We start from the raw sequence: 26,255 nt of genomic DNA, 5'->3' as shown, positions 1-26,255 counted from the left end.
CCTACCTCGCCAAAGGTAGGATGATGCGACTCGTCCCGCCCGACGGCTTGCGCCGGACGGGACGTAGTTTCATTATACATACCTCGCCAGTGTTTTTTCAATCGTCTGAATCGAGTCGACCGGGGCAAATCGTTTGACGACCTGCCCTTGACGATCAACAAGAAACTTCGTGAAATTCCACTTGATGTTTGACGACAGCAGTCCTCCCTGTTGCTGTTTCAAGTACGTATACAACTGGTGTTCCGTCGGTCCATTGACGTCAATCTTCTGAAACATCGGGAATGTCACACCGTAATTCAACTGACAAAACTGCATCGTTTCCTGCTGATCGGCAAACTCCTGATTGTTGAATTGGTCACACGGGAATCCGAGCACTTTGACGCCTTGATCCGCATACTTGTCGTGTAGCCGCTGTAAGTCTCCGAGTTGCTTGACGAGCCCGCACTTACTTGCTGTATTGACGATGACAAGAACCTTTCCGGCGTAGTCGTTAAGTGAAACCGTCTGACCGGTTGCGTCCTGTACCTCGATTTCGTAGAGCGATGTATTCATTTTCATTCCCCCTTTATCATCAGTATACATCGCTGAAAAAGCGCCATCTTTTTTGAACACACGTCAACTCGCTTACCAGATGTGTTCTTCCCGGTCACTCAGCTTGATGACAAACGGCATGATCAACAGAAAAAACAGACTGATGTATCCGAGTGACAGATAATGTTGGGTATCTTTTGAAAGATATTGCTTCTTCCCGCAGTTCGGACATGTTTTGCCGTGGTTTGCAATAGTGACAGCAAGCACATCCTTCGTCTTCCACTTATAATCACAATTCGTGCATCGTACCATCTCATCATCCCCTTTCCTCTTTTTACCTGTTTTTTTAAACAAAGGTTTCATGAATATGATAATTGGTTGAGAAAATTCAATTAGCGAAACGGGCTCATCCTCTAGCTTTAAAGCTTCTCTCCACTTCCTGAAATGCTTTGATCCAATCCCGAAAATCGTCGTCTACATGAAAATACTCGTCCGGACTATTTTGCAAATCCATTCCACAGACTGTCGTCAGACAACGAAAAACAGCCAATTCCTTCTTCGTCAACGACCTGCCTTCTTTCTCTTCCATCCACTCCAAATCCGCCATTCGTTCATATGCCCACTCGGATACTTCCTCTCGTGTCAGCTGTTTTTCCAGGACCTGTTCCAGTTTTTTTATTACTTCATCGATTTGAATAGTTGTCATGTCAGTATCTCCTAACTTAATAATCATATGAATAATTCAGGCATTAAACCCTTTAATTTTCATGGTATAATTTTACATATGAAGTTCTGAACTTCCTGCTCATCAATCAACGAGAACGTTCATCAGCCTAACGAATTCGAAATGGAGGTCATTTCTGTTGAAAAAAGCAATTGCTCCTTTACTCTGCATCCCGTTCCTGCTGTTAGCAGCCTGTACAGACGAAACAGAAAAAACAGTGACGCACTCCGAAAGTAAAGAATTTAAACTAGAAACTGTGAAAATCGGCGAGGGTGGTGAATTAAACATCGTCCCACTTTATGCGCCCTATCAAACTTATTTGAAAGCATCGCTTAAAGCAGATACTTCAGAAACGGATACAAAAAATTACGCAGAATACGTCCTTCGTTACATAGATAAGATTGGAGAGAAGGAAAACTTTGATCCGACCACCCTAGAGACTTTCTTCATGTTGAAGGCGACAGCTTACGAGCAGGATCTACTGAACCAAACGAATGAATTGATGAAACAGCATGACGAAATCAAAGATATCATTACAAAAAACTATATCGCTTCCTATGAAGCGCTGCCTAAAAAGAAAGCTACGATTTTCATCGCACCGTCCAACCCGGAATTTTGGTCAATGACGGATCCTTTGGCCGGAGTGTCAGGAGCAGCTTTTCAAGACTCGATTATCATTCAACTAAATCCAAACTTCGATAAAGAAGTTTTGGCCTATACAATCGCGCATGAATATCATCACCTGGTTTTAAATGATACCCCCGAGTTAAGCAGAATTGACACATCTCTTGATTCGGTCATCTTCGAAGGAAAAGCAGATGCCTTTGCCGATCAGATCGTCACGGACGTCTCGCCTCCTTGGAATATACCGATGAATGATACAACAAAAAAACATGTGGCGCGTCTGATTGGGAATGGTGAAGCCGATTATCAGGATGTTGCCATCGGGAACGAACAAAAAGATATCCCGATTTGGAGCAGATATTCTCTGGGACGTGATATCTTAAGCCATCATTCGAAAGCCAATCCTGATCTTTCCATCAAAAAATGGACGTATGAAGAGAATCACGCTGTTTTGGAAGGATATAAGTATCAAAAGCTCATTGAATGAAAAGATTTGTGACACAGAAGAATGCCACTTTCAAAGGAGGACAGTTTCAGATGCGGAAATTTTTATTAATCGGCTCCGTGATTATCATCATTGCTTTTTTTGTTCATTTCAAACCCTTCCGTGATGAACCACCCGATCCCCGTGTCGAGATACAGGGAAAAAGTATTCCGACGGTCCAAGGGACATTTTGCTGGAGTGGCCTGTTTAGCGGCCAATGCGTAGACAAAATCTATGTAGACGGTTTACACATGACTGAAAAAAGTAAACCGGTCACCGTCATGCCGAACGAGAAAATCCAGATTTCCTTCGATCCGGAACCTGATACAATCAAAATCCTTCGATTTAATAAGGAGACCGGTAACCCGGTTACGTTAAAAAATAATCAACTCGTAACACCGAAAAAAGCCGGCACATATGCCTATGAACTTCAAGCAGGATGGTCGGAGAATGGTGACGGTCAGTTTGCTTTCTTAATCAAAGTAGATTGAAGGAAGAACGAATAGATCTTGTGTCTATACATCTAAATACGTATTACAATGTATTGCAAAGGAGATGATAAGTATGAGTACAATTTCTGTCTGACTCGATGATCAGGATGCACAATTGATCAAAGAATATGCGAAAGCGAAAAACATCACGATTTCTACACTTGTTCGCGATGCCGTCCTCGATCGTATTGAAGATGAGATCGATTTACAACTCTATCATGATTCCATGGCAGCACACCGCAAAAAATCAAAAGCAATCTCATTTGACGATATGATGAAGGAACTTGTTTTAGAATGACAGTATACACGGTATAGTTTGAGCGCGGAGCTCAAAAGTCTCTTAACAAGATAGATCCGCGGATCATCATGTCCTGGATCAAGAAGAATATGGTCAGGACGGATGATTCGCGTTGTCATGGAAAGGGACTTGTTTCGAATCGTTCGGGTGAATGGCGGTATCGCATCGGACTATCGTTTGATCGCTTACAAAATTCGTCATCTTGATTCTCGATATCGGGCATCGTCGTGATGTTTATAAATGATTGTTGTGAAGAATAATTAAATAATTAACCTAGCAAACAGCATAGTTACTATAGAAAGAAGTCCACATCATTCCTCAGATGTGGACTTTTTTTCTTTCAAATCTACCCTAGAACAGTTCGTCTATCTTGTTCACCTTTATCTACATAGAAATTTAGATTATCAACAATATTTTATAAAAATCATTTTTCTATTAAAAATCAATCTAAAATATCCGATATTACTTTAAGACATACTTTACTTATTTTTAAAAGGAGAGGAACTATTTTGCCCAAAAATAAAAGTTATCCTTTTCTTTTAACCACTGGAATTGGTTTGTTATTTTGGTATGGTAACAACTTTTTTGAAGCATCTCAATGGAATGAATTGGTTTTACTAAATATTATTCAGTTTCTAGTTGGTCTATTAAGCACTTTTTGGATTGCAAGAGCTTACTATCGCTCTCATCCATCACTCAAGCAATTTTGGCTTTTTTTGAGCCTAGCAACTAGCATGTCCGCTACAGGTACCTTCATATGGATCATTTTACTTTATTTCGAACAGACGATGAGTTTCCCTACTACATCCTATCTTGCATGGACAGGGTCCTATCTCTTTTATTTTGCAGCACTTTTAAACAGACTAAAAAAAAGCTCGCTTGGAGTATCGAACGCCACCTACCTTTTTAATACCATGATCTATATGATTACAGCCAGCTCAATCAGTTATTACTATCTACTTTATCCGCTTTATCGGATCGAGCAACATTCGATATGGAATATAGCCTTCACATTTCTTTTTCAACTTGCCGATTTAGGCATTTTATTTTTTGTCATCACACTTTTTTATCTGATTCAATTCAATAAAAAAAACCATTCACTCCTCTTTCTTGTTACTGGATTATCCCTTCAAGTTCTAGGCGATGTTCTTTTTGCACAGATGAATATGGAGAGCGGTTATAAAACCGGCGGGATTGTGGATTTCATTTGGACAATCGCATTGCTCTTCATTGGATTCACTGCTCTTTTTTACAAAGATGAACAGAATGAGAGAGATGTTCCTCCTGCGACAGGACCTTACTTAAAAAAAGAATTTATCTTTCCTTACACGAGCATCCTTATTCTCTCTATCTTGATGATGCAGAGTTACGAATGGAATTTAAATGCATTGAGTGCCGGTTGGATCATCATTTTTCTTCTCGTCATAGTCAGACAAGCTTTTACTGTCCTTAAAAATAATACGTTGTTACTTGAATTAAAAAAGACTGCTTATATAGATGTATTGACAGGACTAGGTAATCGTTCTGCGTTTAAACAAGAAACAGCATCCTTGTTCAACAATAAAGAACGATCTCTTTCTTTCATATTGTTACAAATTGACCGGATAAAGATATTCAACGACGCCTTTGGTCATCAGGTCGGCGAACAACTCATTCAGGAAGTTTCTTCACGACTGAAAGAGTTAGATACGATGAAGGTTACGATCTATCGTTTCAGTGAAGATGAGTTTTTACTTGTTCTCAAGAATAGTTCGAAATCAGCTATTGGAAAAGTAAAGGAACATATCCTGATGTCTTTAGAAGATTCATTTAAATTAAAGGACTTTGAATTAAATATCATCGCGCACGGTGGCATCACGACATTCCCTGATCAAAGTCAAACCATTGAGGAAGTGCAGTTACAAACAGCGGAAGCTCTATCTCAAGCGAAACAACATGGAAATCATTCTTTCGTATTTTATGATTCCGAACTAAAATCAAACGTTGTGCGTAAACTCGAAATGGAATCTCATTTACGTCATGCCATCAGCCAAAATCAATTGACTGTCTACTATCAATCTAAAATTGATTTGAAGTCGGGACGGATTGTCGGAATGGAAGCTCTACTCCGTTGGTATCATCCAAAACATGGATGGATATCGCCTATAGAATTTATTCCAATCGCTGAAGAATCTGGTTTGATTAACGAAATCGGCGAATGGGTGATTCGAACTGCGGCCTATCAAAGTAAGCAACTCCAACTGATTGGATTTGATCCGTTACTCCTGTCTGTGAACGTATCGGCACTTCAATTCCAAAATCCGTACTTCTGCAAAATGATCCATCAGATCATTCAAGAAACACAGTTAGATCCTCAATGGCTTGAACTGGAGATTACAGAGAGTATCGTTCAAAACATTCAGGAAAGTGTCTCCATCTTGCAACAACTGAGGTCTTTAAACATCAAGACATCCATCGATGATTTTGGGACGGGATATTCCTCTTTGAATGTATTAGAACAATTACCCATTGATACGTTGAAAATTGATAAGTCATTCATCGACCGCTTGACTCAAAATACGTCTTCCCCCATGGTGAAAACGATTATCGATCTTGGATTAAATCTCAATTTAACCGTCGTAGCGGAAGGAATCGAAACGATTGAGCAAAAATCGCAGCTGGAATCCTATGGATGTATGATTGGCCAAGGCTATCTATTTTCTCGGCCCATCGATTTTGACTCGTTCATTCATCTACTACAAAATCATCCTATTCCTAAAGAAATGTCCTATTGAAATTGAAGTGCATGATGGAGACGATGCTTGACTGTCTCTATCATGCATTTCATGATTTGTTAATCGTATGATGAATTCAGTTATATGACAGGAATACCTAGAGTTCACTTTATAAAATCATAGACCTGTTTTATAAACCATATTTTATGAAAGAAGAACTCATTGTATACTTAGAAAATATGATTAAAAGGAGTATATGAATAGCATGTCTAAACGACCTAAGATTTTTATCCTGATCATTCTCCTATATGTTTTAGGATATTACGGCTGGATATTCACCTTCCCTGATTCAGCCTCTCTACAAATAGTAGGAGGAAGTCTCTTTTCGATCGTCGGACTCTTGATTGCGCTCTTCTATCTAAAATTAGCCGTCAGTCAAGCGAATTCCAAAGACCGTAAGTTTTGGTCCTTCATCGGACTCGGAACCTTTTTTTATTTAATCGCTGAATTGATTTGGTTTTTTTCAGAGAGTGTCTTAAACGAAGACGTGTCATTTCCAGGATCACCAGATATTTTTTACATTTTACAGGCTCTTTGCCTCCTCTATGCTTTGATCCATAAAATTTTAAAGGAAGCAGCTATCCAACAACGGATTTCTTTTTTGTTTGATGTCATGATTATTCTAGTCGTGGCCAGTACGTTCTCATGGCACTTTTTGATTGCACCTATCCTGACTACAAGTGTTGCTTCTATGGAGGCTTTAGTCGTTTCTTTGATCTATCCGATTGGAGACCTAGGCATGCTGGTCGCTGTTTCCTTTCTATTTTTCAATTTATCGACTAAAGACAAAAATCATTCAATGTATCTCATTATCGTAGCGGTGGCATTGCAAGCCATTGCCGACTCCGTCTATCTGTACTTAATCGCGCAAGACACTTATATTACAGGTAGTTGGATTGATCCTTTGTTCATTGTTGGAATGATTCTCTTAAGCTTCGCTGGTCTTCAAAGTAACTTAGACCAAAAAAATATAGATTTTCCTAAAGAAATCGAAAGACTAAACGTGTTTCAAATGCTGACGCCTTATGGCGGCGTGTTGATCCTGTTCGTCTTCATGGGATTTCACTCTACAAACTTTGATATCGTGACGATGGGTTCTGGTCTTTCGATTTTATTGGTCATCATCCGGCAAATTTTAATCATTTTCGAAAATCACAAATTAGTCCGGCGTTATTATCATCAAGCTCAGATTCTCGAAATGAGTGAGGAGCGCTATAAATCGTTATTCGAATACCATCCGGACCCTGTCTATTCCACGGATCTCAGCGGGAAATTCGATAGTGCCAATACAGCGTGTACTCATCTACTCGGCATATCCAAGGTTGATTTGATCGGCCAAAACAGTTTGCGGTACGTCAAGGACTCTCACCGAAAGCGTGTATCGCAAGAATTAAAAGAAGTCTTTAATGGCATGCCCCGTAGTTATGAGACGGTCGTCCAAAACGTGGCTGGCTCCGCACTACATGTGAACATCACGAACGTCCCGATCATCGTCCGAAACGAATTGGTCGGAATTTTTGGCATCGGTAAGGATGTAACCGAAGCGAGACGAATTGAACAAGAGATTCATTACCTCGCTTACCACGATGCACTTACGGGACTTTTCAATCGTCCTGCTTTCGAGGAGCGTCTGTCTGGACTTATTAAACACCGCCCCTCGAAAAATGACTCAAACGTTTCTTTGTTTTTTATGGATTTAAATCAGTTTAAACATGTCAACGATACACTCGGACACGATGTCGGAGATCAATTACTCAAAGGCGTTGCTACACGATTAAAAACATTCGAAGATCTTTTCGACATGATGGCGCGACAGGGAGGCGACGAGTTCACGCTTTTGTTGAGAGATGTTGCCACGTATGAACAGTTGCTTCATTTAGCAGACCGATTGTTGACGGCATTACAGGAACCCTATCAAATCGATCATCATATCATCACTTGTCCACCTAGTATCGGAATTTCTTGTCACCCGAATGATGCTTTGACTATGCTAGAAATGATGAAGCACGCGGATCTCGCGATGTATCATGCGAAACAAACCAAAACAGGAAGCTATGTTTTTTACAGTGAACTTCAACATATGCCACTATAAGCGCACCCCATTCTACTGAAACTCTTTCGTTTCCATGGACGTATCGAATATCTCGAATAGACTGTACAAAATACGGTTATTGAACTATTTCAAATCAATTTTTCTAAATTTCTAAAGCGCTCCATGTTTTATAGAGCAATAAATAGGAATATAGAGGTACGCACTATGAAGTCGCCTTTCTAATTATTATTGTAGTAGAAGAGCAACATATGATGATGTATCTGACACATGCATCTATATCCTTTTCAGTACTTTTTTGGATATCTTTCCAAAAAGGAGAATTTATGAAAAACATAAGATACTTGTTATATATTATTACTTTTTTATTATTTTTATTTATTTACAATTCTTTTTTCAATTATGATTTTTTTAAATTTATTTTCTCTCTTTCTTCAACAAAACCTATACATTTTTGTCTAGCGTTTAGTTTCATTACTTGTATTTGTTCAATCATGCTAATCATAAAAACCAGTTCATTTAATGATAAAAAAGCAACTATTGGAGTTCTAATCACTCTCATAATCAATTTAGCCTTTGTATTCATAACAGGAGCAGTTGATTTAATTGGTTCTTTATGGGCTTGAACTGTATAAACTATACTGACTGACTGAAAAATAAAAAAATCATTTATCATGATGTGCTTCCAAATTTGTAGACAGATGAAATAAAAAATCTGTTTTCCTATTAGGGAGCCTTTTTGTATGGCGATAATCATACCTTTGGTTAAAAAAATTATAAGTCCTTCCAATATACCAATCTAAGATTTATAAAGTTTAAAATATATATGATCCGTAAAGTCTTTAGAAAAATATTTATTCCTTAAGAGATCGATGAAGTAAAAAATCTAAAGAGAACGTTTTTTACTTAATCATATCAATTGAAAAAATAGTAGAACTTAAATATAAATATTTATACTATTTTTGATTAAAACAGGGAATAAATAAACATGTATGTATTGGATACCTTAAACTTATATGGAGGTGCAATGATGAACAACTTTTGGAACACGACGTCATTTGACGTCAACGGGATTCTAGGAACTCTCGGAAACATTTTAGGAGCACTTATCGTCTTCTTGATTGGATGGCTGATTGCGAAACTGATCGCAAACGGTATTCAAAAGGCATTGGAAAAATCGGGTGTCGTCAACAAATTGTCACCACAAAAAGAAGGTACACCACCACAAAAGAAAAAGTGGACGCCTGAAAAAATTATCGGGACAGTCATTTTCTGGGTCTTGATGGTTTTCGTTCTCATCCTCGTCTTTAACATCTTGAACTTGAACATCATCGCAGGACCGCTTGCGGATACGATGAGCACATTGCTCGCAGCGATCCCGAACATCCTGAAAGCAGCATTGATTCTTCTTCTTGCTTACGTCATCGCGGTCGTACTGCGCATGGTTATCGTCAAAGGCGGAACGAAATTGATGTCGAACGAAAAAGTCCGTTCGAACAAAATGCTTCAAGGTCAAACGGATCTTTCGAACTATCCGAAGATTGCAGGCGAAATCGTCTTCTATCTTGTCTTGTTATTGTTCCTACCGGGTGTACTGGGTGCGCTCAACATTGAAAGTGTTTCTGAGCCGTTCAGCCAATTACTCTCGTCGTTCCTTGCTTTCATCCCACGTCTGATTGCTGCAGCAGCGATCTTCTTCGTCGGATTCCTCGTTGCGAAAATCGTTCGCGATATCGTCACGAACTTCCTGCATGCAGTCGGTACAGACAAATTTGCTTCACGCTTCAACATCGGTACAAACGAACAAAAAGATACAAAATCACTTTCTTCCATCTTAGGTACAGTCGTCTTCATCCTGATCTTAATCCCGATCACGATTTCGGCACTTGACCAGCTCAACATCAAAGGGATTACAGGACCAGCCATCAACATGTTAAATGATGTTCTTGGTATGATTCCGAACATCATTATCGGTGTCGTCTTGATCCTTGTCGGTCTTTATGTCGGTCGTTTCGTTAAGAAATTCGTCGCAGACCTCTTGTCACGCCTCGGTTTCAATAACTTAACACGCCACTTGAAAATCGGTAACTGGGATGCAAACAATGCCTCGACATCCCCATCATCCATCGTTGGATCACTCGTTGAAATCGTCATCGTCGTCTTGTTCGTCGTTGAAGCATTCAATCTGATCGGTCTCAACTTCATGGTTGATCTCGGTCGCGCGGTTCTTGCTTTCCTTCCAAGCGTCTTGACAGCGATCATCATCTTGGCCATCGGTATCATCATCAGCAACTTGGTGAAACGCACGATGGACAGCCTGTTTGCTAACTCGGATTTAAAAGTTCTTTCAAGCGTCGCGAAATATGCCATCCTTGCTCTTGCTGTCTTCATGGCACTTGATCAACTTGGTGTTGCCGCTACAATCGTTAACTCAGCGTTCATCTTGATCCTCGGTGCTGTTGCTCTTGCTTTCGGACTCGCGTTTGGCTTAGGTGGCCGTGATAATGCATCACGTTATCTCGACCGTCTCCAGAAAAAAGCAGAGAATGCAGATATCGACACATCGAACCTGCCGTCAAACCACACCTCGTCTGCTTCGACGAAGCCAAGCTTAAAAGAAGCAGCAAAAGGTGCCGCGTCAAAAGCAGCAGATGACGTCACACCAGATCAAGCACCAAAAGCTTCTAAACCATCATCTTCTACGAACGTGAACCCGACACACGGTACACCAAAAGGGGCACTTCCTGAAAATGATTTAGCACAACAAGACGATTATCCAATCGATCCGAATGATCCTCTCGGTCCAAACATTAATCGTTCGAATACTCGTCGTGAATTGAACAATCCTCCATCAGACTACGATCAATTATAAAGTTGTAGGTGAAAATTCGAAGAATTTTTTGTAACTAAAAAGGACATTATTTATTAATGTCCTTTTACTTACGGTGAGGAGGTAAACAATTGTGAAACTTCTCAAAGGAGAACAACTTAAAAAGTATCTAGAAAAACAAGACTTTCCGCAAGATTTCGTTTTTGAAGAAGTTATCAGTACCGCTAATGTTGCAAAAATAAAAATCTATTCCAATCATCCGGTTTCATTGTATTCTACTAATCTTCAACAATTTGATATTTCACGGTCTGTCGTAGGTGAAATACACTATTATCTAAATTTATCAACACTCGAAAAACGTTTTGATATAGAATTCTCGAACGGGAGCAAACACCAAATCGTTCTTCTATCATATGAACCTATAGAAAAAATTGTTACCCTACTTCACCACTTCTTCGAAAATCACTCTCAATGAAACAAATAAAAAACGAGTATCAGTTCAAGAACTGATACTCGTTTTTAAAGGAGATTGATTATACCGATGCTCATTTAATAATGCGGTACCAAACAAGTCATCTAATCAAATGGAATAGTATTGATTTTCCCAAATGATAAGTATTTAAACATTCGATATGAAAGATATTTTTAGCCTCACGGAGAGCACGTGTACTCACTTTTATACCAAAAAATAATCAGTTCTTTTTGGTGTTTAAAAATAGGAGATTAAAACAAAGAAAATTATTAGACATGCAACAAATAGAATTGAAAATTTACTTAATTCTCCCTTGAAAATTCGTTCAAAGATATTTTCTCTTTTCGAATTTTTGTAGGTTTTTTTGTGCATTACTATACCTCCTTAGTTGTATGCAAATGTTATTCCTTTTTATTTCTTTTCCCTATTAGTCAGTTTTCAGCTCATAATTCTCGCTTACGATTTTTCATTAGAAAAACTCAAATGTTTATTTACATATTCCTATACCTTACTTAAACCTTTATTAAAAGACAGGTTCACATGTACCTTTTGTATTATCTGAAAATTTATATCGAGGATGTTTAATTCGAAAAAAAGGAAGGGAAATTTTAAATGCCTATTTATAGAGCGCTCTCATTTAAAAAAGGAGGATGAGATCATGAGTAGAGAAGGTAATTTAAAAATCTCGCAGTGGAAAAGTAGATTTTCCTAAGATACGGTTTACAACATCATTGTTAGCCACCCATACACGGTCAACTAGTTATCTACTGTTTTACTACCAACCATTCTATAAATGAGTTTTTTTCTACATTTTATATAATAATTACTTTTTATTACTTTAATAAACATGTATAATTTACACATGTACAAATATTGGAGGTACTTGATTTGCGTTTTTTTCGAAGAGGTCTACTTGTCTTTGAACATTCTTGGATCCCTCAATCCGAGTGGCAACAAACATGTGATAGCCGAAGGGTAAAATTAAATTGTCTTCCTCACGAAACGTTGATTGGACTGGCTTTTAATAAAGAAAAGCAACTGGTTCAAATCACAAAAAATTCTTTATACACGGCATCCATTTTTTATATAACTCTTCTCGAGGGCCCACTTGAACCCTCTTTTATATTAAATACACAGTCTTGCATGAGTGTTCAGCTGATAAGTACAGGAATCGAAAATTCTTCTACTTCTTCTGAGTTTGAGTTGTTAGATCTTCATGTTCGAAAAGAAGGAATCGGAGAGAGAGGACTTTTGCTCGAAGCATTGATTTGTGATTTCAAGAATCGATATGACAAATTCAGCATTCATGGAAATTTCAACCACATCTCTGATTCGGGGAAAATATCTATTGAATGTTTCACTCGTTTCGGTTTCAAGTTGAATAATAATGAGTTAATTTATACATCATCATAAAACATCTTTTATTTATGGAGTATCTACACAAATAAAAGATGTTTTTATTATGGAGCTTTCTATTTATTTCATCTATTTCTTTAATAGAAAGTATACTTTTTTGCTCCATTTTTAATTTTATAATTTATTTACTTTCTACGACTCTTTTAATAAGAATTAGTACAGTGAATAACAAAAAAATTTTTTAAAAACTCAACATAATAAATAGACATTTGTAGAAAAAAATCCCTCAGTAATTTTCATTAACTATTTTGAGAAAGTCAGTCTTAAGTGCAATGTAACTTTTATACTTTAGTTGTATAGTTTGATTTGAAGGTAAGGCTTATTCTAACAAGGAAAGGAGTAAATTAAATGGAGTTACCTCAAAAAAGTATTCTTTTTTTAAAAACATGTCTTATCATACTATTACTTCTTTTAATTGGATTAGCAGGATATGGAGTTTCTGCACTGATGAAAGGAATAACAAGTTCTTTAATATTTGAAAAACCCGGATATATAGTATTGCTAGTTGCTTATATGGCTTTAATACCTTTAATATTCTCTATTTTTCATGGCCTTCGTATATTACAATTCATATCAAAAAGCTCTAAATCAATCGATTTGATTTTTTTATCGGCTCAAATGATAAGAAAGTCGTTTTTATTTATTGCCTTTTTAGCTCTTTGTATTTTACCGATATTTTTTTATATTGGGCAAATGGACGATGCTCCAGGTTTGGTACTAGTGGGCATAATTCTTGTTGTAGTACCGTTAGCAGTAAGCGCTATATTTAGATGTTTTCAATACATTCTTAAAGATCATTTTCTTTCTTAAAGATTAAAAACTAGTATGAGGAATTAAGTATAAAACAGTGTTACTCTTTCTTATACAATCAAGAAATCATAAAAGGTATACATTTCGACGTCGAAATGTATACCTTTTATGATTTCTATTACTTATTCAGAAGGTTTACCAAAGATGGGTCGCATATCTCTATCCCATGTAAACACTTGTGCGCGCGTATGCCTATTAGGATCATACAATGGATCGCCCTCAATGTTCGTATAAGTGCGGGCATGATAGACAATGACATCTTCACCATACTCGTTCACAGTAAAACTATTGTGCCCAGGACCATATTGGCCGGCCTCTATATTTGTTTTAAATACTGGCTTAAGTACTTTTTTCCATATGGAAGGATTGAGTATATCTCCTTCTTCAGAAACACTTAACATACCTATGCAATAGTTTTCATCTGTTGCACTAGCAGAGTACGTTATAAAAATCTGACCATCGCGTTTTAATACTGCCGCACCTTCATTGACGAGAAACCCTTTTGTTTCCCATTCTAACTCGGGTTTTGTAAGCATAATTTGTGGTAATTTGATGGTCCACGGATTTTCTAACTCTGCAATATAGAGATTAGAATTTCCTTCAATAGCTGGATCTTTTTGTGCCCAGACTAAATAATGAACATCTCGATGCTCAAATACAGTCGCATCAAGCGCAAATGAATCCCATTCCGTTTCGATTTGTCCTTTTTCTACCCACTCGCCTTCAAGAGGATTCGTAGAACTACTTTCCAGTACGAACATCCGATGATCAAAGAGTCCATTCACAATCTCACGTGATTTTGCAGCTGCGAAATAGATATACCATTTCCCATCAATATAATGTAACTCTGGAGCCCAAATCAAATCACTCATCGGACCTGTTTCGTGTTTGACCCAGGCTGTTACAGGTGTTGCATCACTTAATTCTTGAAGCGATGTGGCACGACGTAATTCAATTCGGTCATATTCAGGAACGGACGCCGTGAAATAATAGTAGTTATCAGAATGTAAATACACCCACGGATCTGCTCGTTGCTCTACTATAAGATGCTGATCCTCTGTCTGATTCATCGTATTACCTCCTCGTTTGCTAAACTCTTCTCGAATACAGGTAGTTCTCCCTGCCAAGTAAACGGTCGTATATACGTATGACGATTTGGATCCCATAGTGGATCGCCATCGATTTCTTTATAGCTACGGGCATGATAAACCAAAATATCCGTCCCATCTGTAAGCGTCGTAAAACTATTGTGACCCGGTCCGTATTCGCTGATCGCTTCATTTGTTGTAAGAACAGGCTTCGGATGCTTCTTCCAACGGGTTACGTCCAGAACATTCTCCGTCTCATCAATACTAAGAAGACCCATACAGTAATTATGATCGGTCGCACTTGCTGAAAATGTTACGTATATACGGCCGTGTCGCTTCAAAACAGCCGGACCCTCGTTTACAAGAAAACCAATCTTTTCCCATGGATGCTCCGGACTAGCAATCATCGTTTGTGGTCCGATTAAAGTCCAAGGATTTTTCATTTCTGAAATGTACAGATTAGAGTTCCCTTCAATTTCAGGATCTTTCTGTGCCCAGATGTAATACAGATGTCCTTCATGTTCGAACGTTGTCGCATCGAGTGCAAACGATTCTCGCCACGTTTTGATCTGCCCTTTTTCTATCCAGTCACCTTCCAAAGGATTAGCTGCGCTATTTTCAAGAACATACATACGATGATCAAAAATAGCATCCTCACGTGCTGCTGCGAAATAGAGATACCATTTCCCTTGAATATGATGCAGTTCAGGCGCCCAAATGTTAGCACTCATGATACCTGTCGGACGTTTCGTCCATATGATTTGTTCCTCTGCTTCTGTTAACTCTTTAATGGTCTGAGCTCGACGGAGGGGAATCCCACTAAAATCAGGTAAGGAAGCTGTGAAATAATAATAGCCGTCTGTGTGACGCATTATCCATGGATCTGCGCGTTGTTCAACGATAGGGTTTATAATTGCTTCTCTCATAAAGAATTCTCCTCTGCCTCAGAATGAGTAGACTGTAGGCTCATCTGTTTTAAAAGTGTATGCCGTTCTCGCAATCGGTAAGCTTCTTGTTTACTACTTGCTAGCAGAAGGGGTGAGACACCAATTTCTTCCGGTCGAAGAGGTGCTTTTAAAGCACCAAAGATATACTCCATCTCCTGTCGAGTCGGCATATGTTGTGCCCAATCGTTCAGCTTCACTGGCGTATCAGAACGTTCCTGGATCATTGTTCTGTAGAGATCAATGAGCTCCATTGTGGCGACAGCCACCTTTGTACCATGTAAGACTGCCGGGCGATGGTGCGTAATGAAATCCATCTCCCAGTAATGAGACAGGTGATGTTCCCCACCAGAAGCGGGATGCGAATGACCAAAGATCAACATGGCAATTCCAGATAGGAGTAGCGAGTCCATGAGTTGATCCAAACCTTTCGCTTTTCCTTCGTAGATCTCTGGTAGAACCTCCATACAGGCAAACAATGCTCGTTCTGTTAATCGAGCGACAATAGGACAAAACGGTTCATTTCCATCAAAAGCGCCAAAGTGCCAATCCAATAAGGATGTATATTTTCCGAGCATATCACCTACACCTGCTGCCACTAAAGCTTGTGGTGCGTTGCGAATAATATCATTCGGTACAAATACAGCAATCGGCGAAACAAGTTGATAGGTGATCTTTTTACCTCTTACAATCAATGGTGCCCCTTTCGATGTAAAACCATCCACTGAAGGAGCAGTTGGCACCGAGAGAAATGGCACTTTTGTTTTTGCAGCACAGAATCGTGTCACATCATGAATCGTACCTGTTCCTAGTGCAATCAATGCATCTACACTCGCATCTTGCTCTAACAACACTTGAACAACTGATAATTCACCAGCTAAGACATCCCCTTGTTCGTTCAAGGAAAGTGAGACGAATGATACGTCGATGCCCGCTTCTTCTAATACTTTTTTCAATGGAGAATAACCGACAGCCTGCGTATTTGCATCTGCGATGACGAGAAGGTGCCGCCATTCTTTTTTCTGTACAAACTCGGCTAACGATTGCCAAACATTTTCTGAAGCACTAATCTGTTCTATTGTAATGGTGTGATGCGGATTTCCACATGTGCACGCGGCTACCTGTTCCTGAATCTGTTCGAGGTTCATCGACTGACTCCTTTCTCGACTCGATACACCGTTTCCCATCGATATGTCTGTCCTGCTGCTAATAGGATAGAAGGGAACTCTTCATGATGGACCGCGTCAGGAAGATGCTGCGGCTCTAAACATACACCGTAATGTTTTCTTGATTGTCCTTCACGTAACATCGTCTCCTCATTCATCTGATTTCCTGAGTACAAAACGAGTGCGGGAGTAGATGTAAACAATGTCAATGTGCGTTGGCTTTCAGGATCATAGAGCTTCGCTTTTCGTTGATCGGCGAACACAAACGGATGATCATAACCACCGACCAATTGGTTTTGAGGATGATGCGAAGCAGAACCTTCCGATAAGGTTCGGCCTAATCGGAAGTCGAATGGTGTTTGGTCTACCTCTAGTAATTTTCCTGTAGGTATCAAATCCTCACGTAGCTCAGCAAAGCGATCAGCAGATAATGTCAATTCATGTTGTAAAATATCACGTTTACCTGCACTCAGATTAAAGTACGTATGGTTCGTCAGATCACACACCGTATCAGTATCACTGGTTGCCTCATAGCTAATCCTCACACCATCAGAAAGTAACTCAAAAGAAGCCCGAATATCAAGCATTCCTTTATAGCCATTCTCACCATCAGGACTTACGTAACGAAGGGTTAGGAAATCTGCTGACACGTCTTCTACTTTCCAAAACTGACAGTGCAGACCGTCTCCACCATGTAAATGATGATTCCCTTCGTTTTGCGGTAACTGATACGTCATTTTCTCTAGATCAAATGCGCCGTTTTCGATTCGACCTGCGACGCGCCCGATGGTCGCTCCTAAGTAATAGGTATCTGCCATATACTCTTCCAACGTATCGTAAGACAGGATAAGATTTTTCCATCCTTCATCTTGTATCGAAAATTCTTGAAGCGTAGCTCCATATGTCAAGATACGCAAACGACACGTCTCATTCTCAAGCATGATTGCCGTCTGATCCACTACTTCTGTCTGTCGTTCCATATTGTTGCTCCTTTCTCACCAAACCTTCATAGGACAATGCTTCGTTGCAAGACGTGCTCGGTAAGAGATATAACATCCACACTTTAAACAGGTATCGTCCTGATGAAACGGACAGGTCGAACACTGACGAAGTCGTTCTTGATACTCGGCATCCGTAACTTGTTGCATCACTTCTGCATCAATCGTCAACAACCAATCTGTCTCTAGCGCTGTGGGAGAACAAGTCCGACAACGTCGTGTCTCTGCGACCTTCATCTCAGCTAACCGTAAGCGTAATGACGCTCATTGCGGGTACATCAAAAATAAGTTTTCCTTCTTCCGTCAGCTGCACTTCATGATCGCGTGGAGAAACCAAATCAGGTTGTTCGAACGTATTATGGGCATTGAGATGATCTGCTGTTAAAATACGTGCCGATACTTCAGAAATTATCCCGATACCACGCAAATCAATTTCTACCTTATCGCCGTTCTCGTGATCGAGCTGACAAAGACTGATATGCAACACACCTTCTGCGTCACGAGAAGCTGTTGCATTTATCGCGGGAATGGCTTCCTGTTTAGTGACATAGTCACGTGTAATGGCTGCTAGTTCGACACGTTCAGCATCTTGATGGACACGATACATTTCAAACACGTGATACGTCGGAGTAAGAATGAACTGATCACCTTCCGTCAATATCATCGCCTGAAGCACGTTGACCATTTGTGCAATGTTCGCCATGTGAACACGATCATTGTGCTTATGGAAGATATTGAAGTGAATCGCTGCTACGAGTGCATCACGGATTGAATTTTGTTGATACAAGAAGCCTGGGTTCGTTCCTGGTTCTACATCGAACCATGTTCCCCACTCATCGACGATCAGGCCGACTCGCTTCTCCGGATCATATTGGTCCATAATTTGACCGTGCTTCGTGATCAATTCATCCATATAATAAGCACGTTTTAATGTGATGAACCACTCGTCTTCTGTGAAATCTAACGCCGATCCTTTACCTAACCAGAAATCACCCGGGATCGTGTAATAGTGAAGGCTGAGTCCGTCCATCATCGTACCTGCTTCACGCATGAGAACCTCTGTCCATTTGTAGTCATCAATATTGGCGCCACCAGCAATCTTGTAGAGCTGATTGCCATCATAGTTTCGTACATAAGTCTGATAGCGGCGATACAGGTCTGCGTAATACTCAGGACGCATGTTTCCACCACAACCCCAGTTCTCGTTGCCGACGCCGAAGTATGTAAGCGACCACGGTTCCGTGCGACCATTCTCCTGACGCCAGTTCGCCATCGGTGACTCTCCGTTGAATGTCATGTATTCGACCCACTCAGACATTTCTTGAACCGTTCCACTTCCGACGTTCCCACAGATATATGGCTCGCATTCGAGTAGTTCACAGAGACGCATGAATTCATGTGTCCCAAAATGATTGTTTTCGACAACGCCACCCCAATGCGTGTTGACCATCCGTTTTCGGTTCTCGTTCGGTCCGATTCCATCTTTCCAATGGTATTCATCAGCAAAGCAACCGCCAGGCCAACGCAAGACAGGAATACTCAATTTCTTCAGCGCCGCTAACACGTCATTCCGAATGCCATCCGTGTTTGGGATGTGCGATTCCGGACCGACCCAGAGACCTTCATAGATGCAACGTCCGAGGTGTTCCGCGAAGTGCCCATAGATATGCTTGCTGATTTTGCCTCTCGGTAGATCCGCATTGACGATCAGTTGTGTTGTCGCTTCTTTTGTCTTCAGTGTTGATTTAATGAGTTGGTTATTCATAATATCTCCTCCATGAAAAGGGACCTGATCAGGTCCCGATAGATTATGGTCGATAATACAGCTCGTTCCAGCGTAATTCATTATTGAACCTGACTGTCTCCGTTTGTTCGTCGATGACAGCAATTTCGACATTGAGAAGTTCCGCAAAGTCGCGCAGTTGGTCTGTTGTGACTTCATAAGAGTAACAAGTATGATGAGCGCCTCCAGCTTGAATCCAGTTTTCAACGGCCTGAGCCATCGACGGTTGTGTTTTCCAAAGAACACGTGCAACTGGTAAGTTCGACATTTCTTCATCAGGTTGGATTCCTTCCACCGTGTTGACTAGAAGGCGGAAGCGATGTCCTAGATCAATCAGACTGGCATTAAGTGCCTTACCGTTCTGTCCTTCGAATACCATTCGCGCCGGTGCCTCCCGATCTCCGATGCCGAGCGGATGTACCTCGATTCGTGGCTTGTCTACAGCAATCGTCGGACAGATCTCGAGCATATGTGCACCGAGGACCATCTCGTTTCCAGGCTCAAAGTGGTACGTATAATCTTCCATGAAGGAGGTGCGCTCGTTGCTGGCCATGATCTTCATAAGACGCACTAAAGCCGCTGTCTTCCAGTCCCCTTCTCCCGCAAATCCGTAGCCTTGTTCCATTAAACGTTGAACAGCTAGACCGGGTAATTGCTTGATTCCATGTAAATCTTCGAAAGTTGTAGTGAAAGCTGTGTATTCTCCCGCTTCCAAGAAAGCTTTCATCCCGAGTTCGATGCGTCCTTGGTAGCGAACTGAGGCGAGGAATGCTTCTTCTTTCATTCCTTTATTCGTCAATTCATATCGTGTTTGATATTCTTCCATCAGCTCATCCAACGCTGTCTCCGTCACTGCATCCATGTATGTGACGAGATCCCCAACGCCATAACCGTCAACCGTCCAGCCAAGCCGAATCTGTGCCTCAACTTTATCGCCTTCCGTCACGGCAACATTACGCATGTTGTCACCAAAACGCGCTACCTTCAAGACTTTACTTTCCGCTAAAGCATGGGCGACACTCATCCAAGACGCCATCTTTTGGCGAGTACCTGTATCTTCCCAATGCCCGACTAGCACTTTGCGTTTCACATTCATCCGGCTTGTGATGAAGCCATGTTCTCGATCCCCGTGTGCCGACTGATTGAGGTTCATGAAATCCATATCGATGGCATCCCATGGAATGTCACGGTTGAATTGTGTACCAAAATGAAGCAATGGTTTTTGTAGAACGCGCATCCCACTGATCCACATTTTGGATGGAGAGAAGGTATGCATCCATGTAATGACACCAGCACACGTATCATCTGCATTGGCTTGGAGCATCATCTGCCGAATTTCCTCGGCATTTTTGACGACTCCTTTAAAGACAATCCGATCACGAAAGACGTCGGCTCCGTCTAACCCTGAAACCATTTCTTTTGAATGCGTTTCGACTTGGCGCAGAACATCCTTTCCATAAAGCATCTGGCTTCCTGTTATAAACCAAAATTCATGCGTATTTGCTGTCAACATCTAAAGTCCCCCTAATCTAGCTATGAGCAGGTATTATTTCTGACCGTAATATGCGTTCGCTCCATGCTTCCGCAGATAGTGTTTGTCTAATATGCTTTGTTTGATTGGTGTCAAATTCGGATTCAAGTTCAAGGCATGGATTCCCATCTTTGCTACTTCTTCAAGTACGACGGCATTATGCACTGCTTCATCCGCATCCTTTCCCCAACAGAAGGGAGCATGATTGGCGACAAGCACACCAGGTACAGCAACGGCTTCTAAGTGGAGTTCGCTCAATGTTTCAATAATGACATGTCCCGTCTCTAACTCATAAGCTGCCTCGATTTCTTCATCTGATAACTCCCGCGTACAAGGAATTTCTCCATAGAAGTAATCAGCATGCGTCGTCCCAAAAGCAGGAATCGATCGTTTTGCTTGGGCCCAGCTCGTCGCCCACGGTGAGTGCGTGTGAACAATGCCCCCAATCTCTGGAAGAGCACGATACAATGCAAGATGAGTCGGTGTATCTGAGGATGGACGCAGTTCACCTTCTACAATATTTCCTTCTAAATCAACGACGACTAAATCTTCTATCGTCAATTGCTCATAGGGCACCCCGCTCGGTTTGATGACAACCAAACCTGTATTGCGATCGATTCCACTGACGTTGCCCCACGTGAACGTAACCAAATCATGTTGAGGTAAAGCTAGATTGGCTTTTAGTACTTCTTCTTTCAATTGACGACTTACCATACGGGTTCCCCCTTCTGACGTGACGCTTCAGCTTTAATTTTTTTCAAACGCTTCATCACATCGTTCTCTCCACGACCGAAATAATCATACAGTTTCGTATACTCAGCGAATAAGGCATCGTACACCTCGACATTTTCTGGAATCGGAACATAGGTCTTGTCCTTCACGCGTCCCATTTTCGTCGCTGCTTCTGTGATCGTGGCATATCCTCCTCGCTCTGCTCCTGCTGCGACGGCACCGAACATTGCAGATCCTAACGCTGGCGTTTGAGAAGAGGCTGAAATTTTGATTTCCATATTCAATACGTCCGCGTAAATTTGCATCATCAGTGTGTTCTTCTCTGCGATTCCACCTGCTGCATAGACTTCGTGTACCGGAACGCCACTTGTCCGAAACGCTTCGACGATGGTTCGTGTTCCATAGGCAGTTGCTTCAATCAGCGCTCGATACATATCCTCCGTTTTTGTGAGCAAGGTGGCTCCAAGCAGTATTCCTGTCAGATTCGTATCGACAAGCGTAGAGCGGTTCCCATTCCACCAATCTAGAGCAATCAGACCGTTCTCTCCGACACGCTGTGCTGCCGCCTTGTCCGTCAGGAGTTGATGGATACTCATTCCTTTTAGAGCTGCTTCTTCTATATAGTTGCTTGGCACACAATTTTCAGTGAACCATTCAAAATGATCTCCGACACAGGACTGACCCGCCTCATAGCCCATTAATCCGGGTAGAACGCCATCTTCTACGATTCCACACATACCCGGTACGACTTGTTCGTCTTCACCAAGCAAGATATGACAGGTGGATGTGCCCATCACCATCAACAATTTACCCGGTTCGGTAATCCCAACGGCTGGTACGGCTACATGCGCATCTACATTCCCTACCGCAACGGCTGTTCCTGGAAGAAGTCCAATCCGAGCGGCGAAAGCTTTCGTTAGTTCACCTGCTTTTGCTCCGATAGGCGAGATGTCGTTGGAGAGTTTCTCTTCCACCACGTTCTCTAGTCGGGGATCCAGCGCTTTAAAGAATGATTTTGAAGGATAGCCTTCTTGTTTATGCCACATTGCTTTATATCCAGCCGTACAACTATTACGTACAACTTTTCCTGTTAACTGAGAGACCACCCAGTCTGTCGCTTCTAAAATTTCATGTGCTTCCGCATAAATAGTCGGTGCCTCATTTAAGATTTGCCAGACTTTCGGTATCATCCACTCTGATGAAATTTTCCCACCGTAACGTTGCAAGAAGCTTTCTCCACGTTCACTAGCAATCCGGTTCAAAGCATCTGCTTCATCTTGGGCTGCATGATGCTTCCACAACTTTACATAGCTATGTGGGTTTTGTTGATGTTCATCACGGAAACATAACGGATTCAAGTCTTTATCAATCGGTAAAATCGTACATGCCGTAAAATCAATACCAAGACCAATCACTTGATCCGCCAGGACACCTGCTTTTTTTACAACGGATGGTATGGTGACTTCTAACACTTCAAGGTAATCTCGCGGATGCTGGAGTGCCCAATCATGTTCCAAACGCGTTTTTCCATCTGGTAAAAATTTATCCATGACACCATGTGTATACGTTTTGACAGCAGTCGCTACTTCGCAACCTGTTTCTACGTCGATCAAGACCGCTCTACCTGATTGTGTCCCATAGTCAATTCCAATTGTATACTTAGACATTTCATCACCCTACTTCCAAAAAGAATACGCTTACATTTCGGAATAAAAAATAAAGTGTGTGGGCACTCCTTTTTTTCATCCGGACAATTGATAGAAATGTGTAGAAAAATAAAATAAAAACTAAAATTTGTACGTATAACTTACACTATGATTGTATCAATTATTTCCAATTAATCAACTATTTTTTCGTAAATAAGGCTATTTTTTTGTTCAAAAAGACTTTTAAGGTTGTTTCAAGACTCTTTCATGTCTATTTTATCACTATTGGTACGTACATGTTGAATTGCGTTCAATAGTTTTAGTTCATTCAGATGACTAATTTAATGATGAACACCATTTGTTTTTGTCTAATTATTCAGAGACTAGATTAGAATTCAAACCAAAGCACACAGTAAGATAGGTTGCTTTTGAATCCGCATTTGATTAGTTGACCCTTCTTACATCAGGTATTCGTTTCAATATATGCTTCTCTTATTCAGCATTGCATTCTTATTTTTCATAAGCGTTTTGCCCAAATAGTAGTTCCATCCTTACTCATACCGGTCATAATTATCGTCGACTTCCAGTTCTCCCAATCCCATGCTGCACCCATTTGCATATCATACGTTTCTTGCCCTACACGAAGTGTAAGCATATGGTTTTTCAGACGCCATGATCCCTTTTCATTTAGTAACTTTCCATTCTTTTTCAACGTCACTTTTTCCGATTTCTGTTGTCCATCATCAAAGCGGGGAAATGTAAGGATGTCCCATTCACCGACCATATGCGCGTCTTTAATTTTAATTTCAGATTCTCCCGCATAGCGTTCAGGTGAGACGACGGGCCAACCGTCTTTTGTCCAGTACACTTTTCGAACTTGCAATTGGGACCAGTAAATATCTTCATTAGGCCGCGCTTGGTGAATGATGAACGTATCTTTCCCATCCTTTAAGAATGCAGCGTGGCCTGTGCCGACGTATCCATCATCTCCTCTAAATTGATAACCACCTATAATCTTCACGCCAGTATCAAACGATTCATCTGATGTATCACGTAAATCACGCCCACGGGAGTCCACATAAGGACCCTTTATCGATTTCGAACGGCCGATTCGAACGTTATATGTATCTTCTAACCATCCATATGAAACCATCAAATAGTAATAACCTGTTTTAGCATTGTAGAGAATTTCCGGCCCTTCGATTCCCATCGTCATATCTTTTCTTTTGGCGAGCAACATACCTTCGTAGGATTCCTTCATGAGCTTACCGTCCTTCGGATCAATCTCCGTCAAGAAAATACCACCAAAGTACGAACCGTACGTCATCCACCACTTACCGTGCTCATCTTGAAGAACGTGTGGATCAATGGCGTTCACCGTCTTTCCATCTCCGTCTTTCGATGCTACGACGACTCCTTTATCTTCCCATGGTCCATCAATGTGCGCAGCGGTCGCTAATCCAATATAAGAAGTACGACTCCCGACTTTGGAGACAGAATAGTACAAGTAAAACTTCCCTGCTATTTTCGTAATGGCTGGAGCCCAGAATGTGTTTCCACCTGTCCAATCAAAGGCTTCTTCTGTTACTTGATCAAATACACGACCCGCGAATTGCCAATGAATAAGGTCTTTTGATTTTCGTATTTGAATCCCAGGTTTTGGTGGACTTCCTACCATATAATCTGTTGAAAAGACGTAATAGGTATCCGCTTCCTTTAGAATGGCACCATCATGCGTAAAGTTGGTCGTCCATTTGTTCTCTTGATGGAGTATTTCAGGTCGTACATCTGAAATCTGTTTTTCAAAAGGTGCTTTTGGTAGTGCCAAATCTTTGATAGATGCACTCGTAGACCACCAAAACAAAAAACTGCCAATCACAAGGATTAACATTGTTATTCCTATCATGATTTTTCTCATACATGTTTCCTCCTTCAATCAAAAGCACCCGCCTTTAATCAAGACGGGTGTTCTTCTCTCTATACACCTCAGCCCTTCACACCAGAAATGGCAATCGACTCGATGATCTGTTTTTGAAATATCATGAAGACGATTAACATCGGGAGTAATGCCACAACGGATGCAGCCATGATTAATGGATAATCACTTTGAATTGCATAAGATGCATTGAAATTTGCAATAACCAGTTGAAGCGTTTGTTTCTCAGGTGAATTCAGATATAGAATTGGACCTAGATAATCATTCCAAATGGCCATAAACCAAAGAATCAATTGTGCCGCTACAGCGGGCTTGATCAGTGGAAAGATGATTTTATAGAAGATTTGGAAATACGAACAACCATCGATTTTAGCTGCTTCGATAATTGAGTTCGGAATGCTGTTCAAGAATTGACGCAAGAAGAAAATCATGAAGATGTTTCCAAACAATCCAGGTACAATCAGCGGCAGTAATGTATCGACCCATCCAATATTCGAGAACATCATAAACTGTGGAATCATCAGGACCGGGTATGGAATCATGACTGAGGCGAACAAAAGTAGAAAGATTTTATTTTTCCCTCTAAAATTCAATTTAGCAAAAGCGAACGCTGCTAAGCTTGAAGTAAATGTTCCTACGATCGTGACAGACAACGCAACAATTAAACTGTTTGATATCCCTGATAAGAGTGGACCCATATTCCAAATCTCAAAATACTTATTAAACGATATGTCAGTCGGAATCCATACCGGTGGAAGCGAAAATACCTCTTCTTTCGACTTCAAGGATGTCGATACCATCCAAAGTAACGGTGCGATCATGACGACCGCTCCCATCGTTAAGAAGACAAAGACAAAGACATCCGTAATCCGATCCTTTTTCTTTACTGACATCTTCTCCACGTTTTCTTTTTTACGCGTAAGAGCT

The 26,255-nt window shown here is 40.7% G+C and carries 22 protein-coding genes and 2 pseudogenes; 9 read left to right on the top strand and 15 right to left on the bottom strand.

What is annotated here, in order from left to right:
- Positions 1-72 precede the first annotated feature (72 nt).
- The 3 genes from HNY42_RS08130 to HNY42_RS08120 form a co-directional block, all read right to left on the bottom strand.
- Positions 73-552, bottom strand: coding sequence for a glutathione peroxidase (locus HNY42_RS08130; RefSeq protein ID WP_188004167.1), 480 nt, complete (start codon positions 550-552; stop codon positions 73-75).
- Positions 553-624: 72 nt separating this feature from the next.
- Positions 625-843 (bottom strand): hypothetical protein, encoded by a 219-nt coding sequence (locus tag HNY42_RS08125; protein ID WP_188004166.1) that lies wholly within the window; start codon positions 841-843, stop codon positions 625-627.
- A 94-nt stretch (positions 844-937) separates the two neighbouring features.
- Positions 938-1,237, bottom strand: a complete 300-nt coding sequence (locus HNY42_RS08120) for a hypothetical protein (protein WP_188004165.1) — start codon at positions 1,235-1,237, stop codon at positions 938-940.
- Between the two features lie 157 nt (positions 1,238-1,394).
- Between HNY42_RS08120 and HNY42_RS08115 the strand changes: the two genes are divergently transcribed.
- The 5 genes and pseudogenes from HNY42_RS08115 to HNY42_RS08095 all read left to right on the top strand — a co-directional run bounded on the left by HNY42_RS08115 (position 1,395) and on the right by HNY42_RS08095 (position 8,018).
- Positions 1,395-2,366 carry a DUF2268 domain-containing putative Zn-dependent protease gene (locus HNY42_RS08115; RefSeq protein ID WP_188004164.1) on the top strand — a complete coding sequence of 324 codons (972 nt, stop codon included), beginning with the start codon at positions 1,395-1,397 and terminating at the stop codon, positions 2,364-2,366.
- 50 nt (positions 2,367-2,416) lie between these two features.
- Positions 2,417-2,854, top strand: coding sequence for a hypothetical protein (locus HNY42_RS08110; protein WP_188004163.1), 438 nt, complete (start codon positions 2,417-2,419; stop codon positions 2,852-2,854).
- A 106-nt stretch (positions 2,855-2,960) separates the two neighbouring features.
- Positions 2,961-3,152, top strand: a pseudogene (relB, locus tag HNY42_RS08105) (type II toxin-antitoxin system RelB family antitoxin); the annotation flags it as partial.
- Between the two features lie 509 nt (positions 3,153-3,661).
- Entirely contained in the window at positions 3,662-5,926 is a 2,265-nt protein-coding gene (locus HNY42_RS08100) for a putative bifunctional diguanylate cyclase/phosphodiesterase (RefSeq protein ID WP_188004162.1), read from the top strand.
- Positions 5,927-6,131: 205 nt separating this feature from the next.
- Positions 6,132-8,018, top strand: coding sequence for a DUF4084 domain-containing protein (locus tag HNY42_RS08095; protein WP_188004161.1), 1,887 nt, complete (start codon positions 6,132-6,134; stop codon positions 8,016-8,018).
- Between the two features lie 358 nt (positions 8,019-8,376).
- Here the strand turns inward: HNY42_RS08095 and HNY42_RS08090 are convergent, their stop codons facing one another.
- Positions 8,377-8,652: a hypothetical protein gene (locus HNY42_RS08090; protein ID WP_188004160.1), complete on the bottom strand. Its 276-nt coding sequence runs from the start codon at positions 8,650-8,652 to the stop codon at positions 8,377-8,379.
- A gap of 354 nt (positions 8,653-9,006) precedes the next feature.
- Between HNY42_RS08090 and HNY42_RS08085 the strand changes: the two genes are divergently transcribed.
- The 4 genes from HNY42_RS08085 to HNY42_RS08070 all read left to right on the top strand — a co-directional run bounded on the left by HNY42_RS08085 (position 9,007) and on the right by HNY42_RS08070 (position 13,504).
- Complete coding sequence (locus HNY42_RS08085) at positions 9,007-10,848, top strand: mechanosensitive ion channel (protein WP_188004159.1); 1,842 nt, start codon at positions 9,007-9,009, stop codon at positions 10,846-10,848.
- A gap of 91 nt (positions 10,849-10,939) precedes the next feature.
- Positions 10,940-11,281, top strand: a complete 342-nt coding sequence (locus HNY42_RS08080; RefSeq protein ID WP_188004158.1) for a hypothetical protein — start codon at positions 10,940-10,942, stop codon at positions 11,279-11,281.
- Between the two features lie 885 nt (positions 11,282-12,166).
- Positions 12,167-12,691: a hypothetical protein gene (locus HNY42_RS08075; RefSeq protein WP_131972959.1), complete on the top strand. Its 525-nt coding sequence runs from the start codon at positions 12,167-12,169 to the stop codon at positions 12,689-12,691.
- A 351-nt stretch (positions 12,692-13,042) separates the two neighbouring features.
- Positions 13,043-13,504: a hypothetical protein gene (locus HNY42_RS08070; RefSeq protein WP_188004157.1), complete on the top strand. Its 462-nt coding sequence runs from the start codon at positions 13,043-13,045 to the stop codon at positions 13,502-13,504.
- 122 nt (positions 13,505-13,626) lie between these two features.
- Here HNY42_RS08070 and HNY42_RS08065 read toward each other — a convergent pair whose 3' ends face one another.
- From HNY42_RS08065 to HNY42_RS08020, 11 genes and pseudogenes are all read right to left on the bottom strand, one after another.
- Positions 13,627-14,574 carry a glycoside hydrolase family 43 protein gene (locus HNY42_RS08065; protein ID WP_188004156.1) on the bottom strand — a complete coding sequence of 316 codons (948 nt, stop codon included), beginning with the start codon at positions 14,572-14,574 and terminating at the stop codon, positions 13,627-13,629.
- Complete coding sequence (locus tag HNY42_RS08060) at positions 14,571-15,518, bottom strand: glycoside hydrolase family 43 protein (protein WP_188004155.1); 948 nt, start codon at positions 15,516-15,518, stop codon at positions 14,571-14,573. The genes HNY42_RS08065 and HNY42_RS08060 overlap by 4 nt, the downstream gene beginning before the upstream one ends.
- Positions 15,515-16,684: a sn-glycerol-1-phosphate dehydrogenase gene (locus HNY42_RS08055; RefSeq protein ID WP_188004154.1), complete on the bottom strand. Its 1,170-nt coding sequence runs from the start codon at positions 16,682-16,684 to the stop codon at positions 15,515-15,517. The genes HNY42_RS08060 and HNY42_RS08055 overlap by 4 nt, the downstream gene beginning before the upstream one ends.
- Positions 16,681-17,682, bottom strand: a complete 1,002-nt coding sequence (locus HNY42_RS08050) for an aldose epimerase family protein (RefSeq protein WP_131972964.1) — start codon at positions 17,680-17,682, stop codon at positions 16,681-16,683. The genes HNY42_RS08055 and HNY42_RS08050 overlap by 4 nt, the downstream gene beginning before the upstream one ends.
- A gap of 15 nt (positions 17,683-17,697) precedes the next feature.
- A pseudogene (locus HNY42_RS16365) lies at positions 17,698-17,784 on the bottom strand (hypothetical protein); the annotation flags it as partial.
- Between the two features lie 154 nt (positions 17,785-17,938).
- Complete coding sequence (locus tag HNY42_RS08045; RefSeq protein WP_188004153.1) at positions 17,939-19,465, bottom strand: alpha-N-arabinofuranosidase; 1,527 nt, start codon at positions 19,463-19,465, stop codon at positions 17,939-17,941.
- A gap of 43 nt (positions 19,466-19,508) precedes the next feature.
- Positions 19,509-20,996 carry an L-arabinose isomerase gene (gene araA, locus HNY42_RS08040; RefSeq protein ID WP_188004152.1) on the bottom strand — a complete coding sequence of 496 codons (1,488 nt, stop codon included), beginning with the start codon at positions 20,994-20,996 and terminating at the stop codon, positions 19,509-19,511.
- A 33-nt stretch (positions 20,997-21,029) separates the two neighbouring features.
- Positions 21,030-21,728, bottom strand: coding sequence for an L-ribulose-5-phosphate 4-epimerase (gene araD, locus HNY42_RS08035; RefSeq protein ID WP_188004151.1), 699 nt, complete (start codon positions 21,726-21,728; stop codon positions 21,030-21,032).
- A complete protein-coding gene (araB, locus tag HNY42_RS08030; RefSeq protein ID WP_188004150.1) occupies positions 21,722-23,413 on the bottom strand; it encodes a ribulokinase in 1,692 nt (563 codons plus the stop codon). Before araB ends, araD begins: the two co-directional genes overlap by 7 nt.
- Before the next feature lie 496 nt (positions 23,414-23,909).
- Positions 23,910-25,310 (bottom strand): arabinan endo-1,5-alpha-L-arabinosidase, encoded by a 1,401-nt coding sequence (locus HNY42_RS08025; RefSeq protein WP_188004149.1) that lies wholly within the window; start codon positions 25,308-25,310, stop codon positions 23,910-23,912.
- 68 nt (positions 25,311-25,378) lie between these two features.
- Positions 25,379-26,221, bottom strand: coding sequence for a carbohydrate ABC transporter permease (locus HNY42_RS08020; RefSeq protein WP_131973272.1), 843 nt, complete (start codon positions 26,219-26,221; stop codon positions 25,379-25,381).
- Between the last annotated feature and the right edge of the window lie 34 nt (positions 26,222-26,255).

It is taken from the genome of Exiguobacterium sp. Helios, from assembly GCF_014524545.1.
In the GTDB taxonomy this organism is placed as follows: domain Bacteria; phylum Bacillota; class Bacilli; order Exiguobacteriales; family Exiguobacteriaceae; genus Exiguobacterium_A.
Note: the sequence above shows the minus strand (reverse complement) of the source record. Positions and strands in the feature narration are given on the sequence as shown.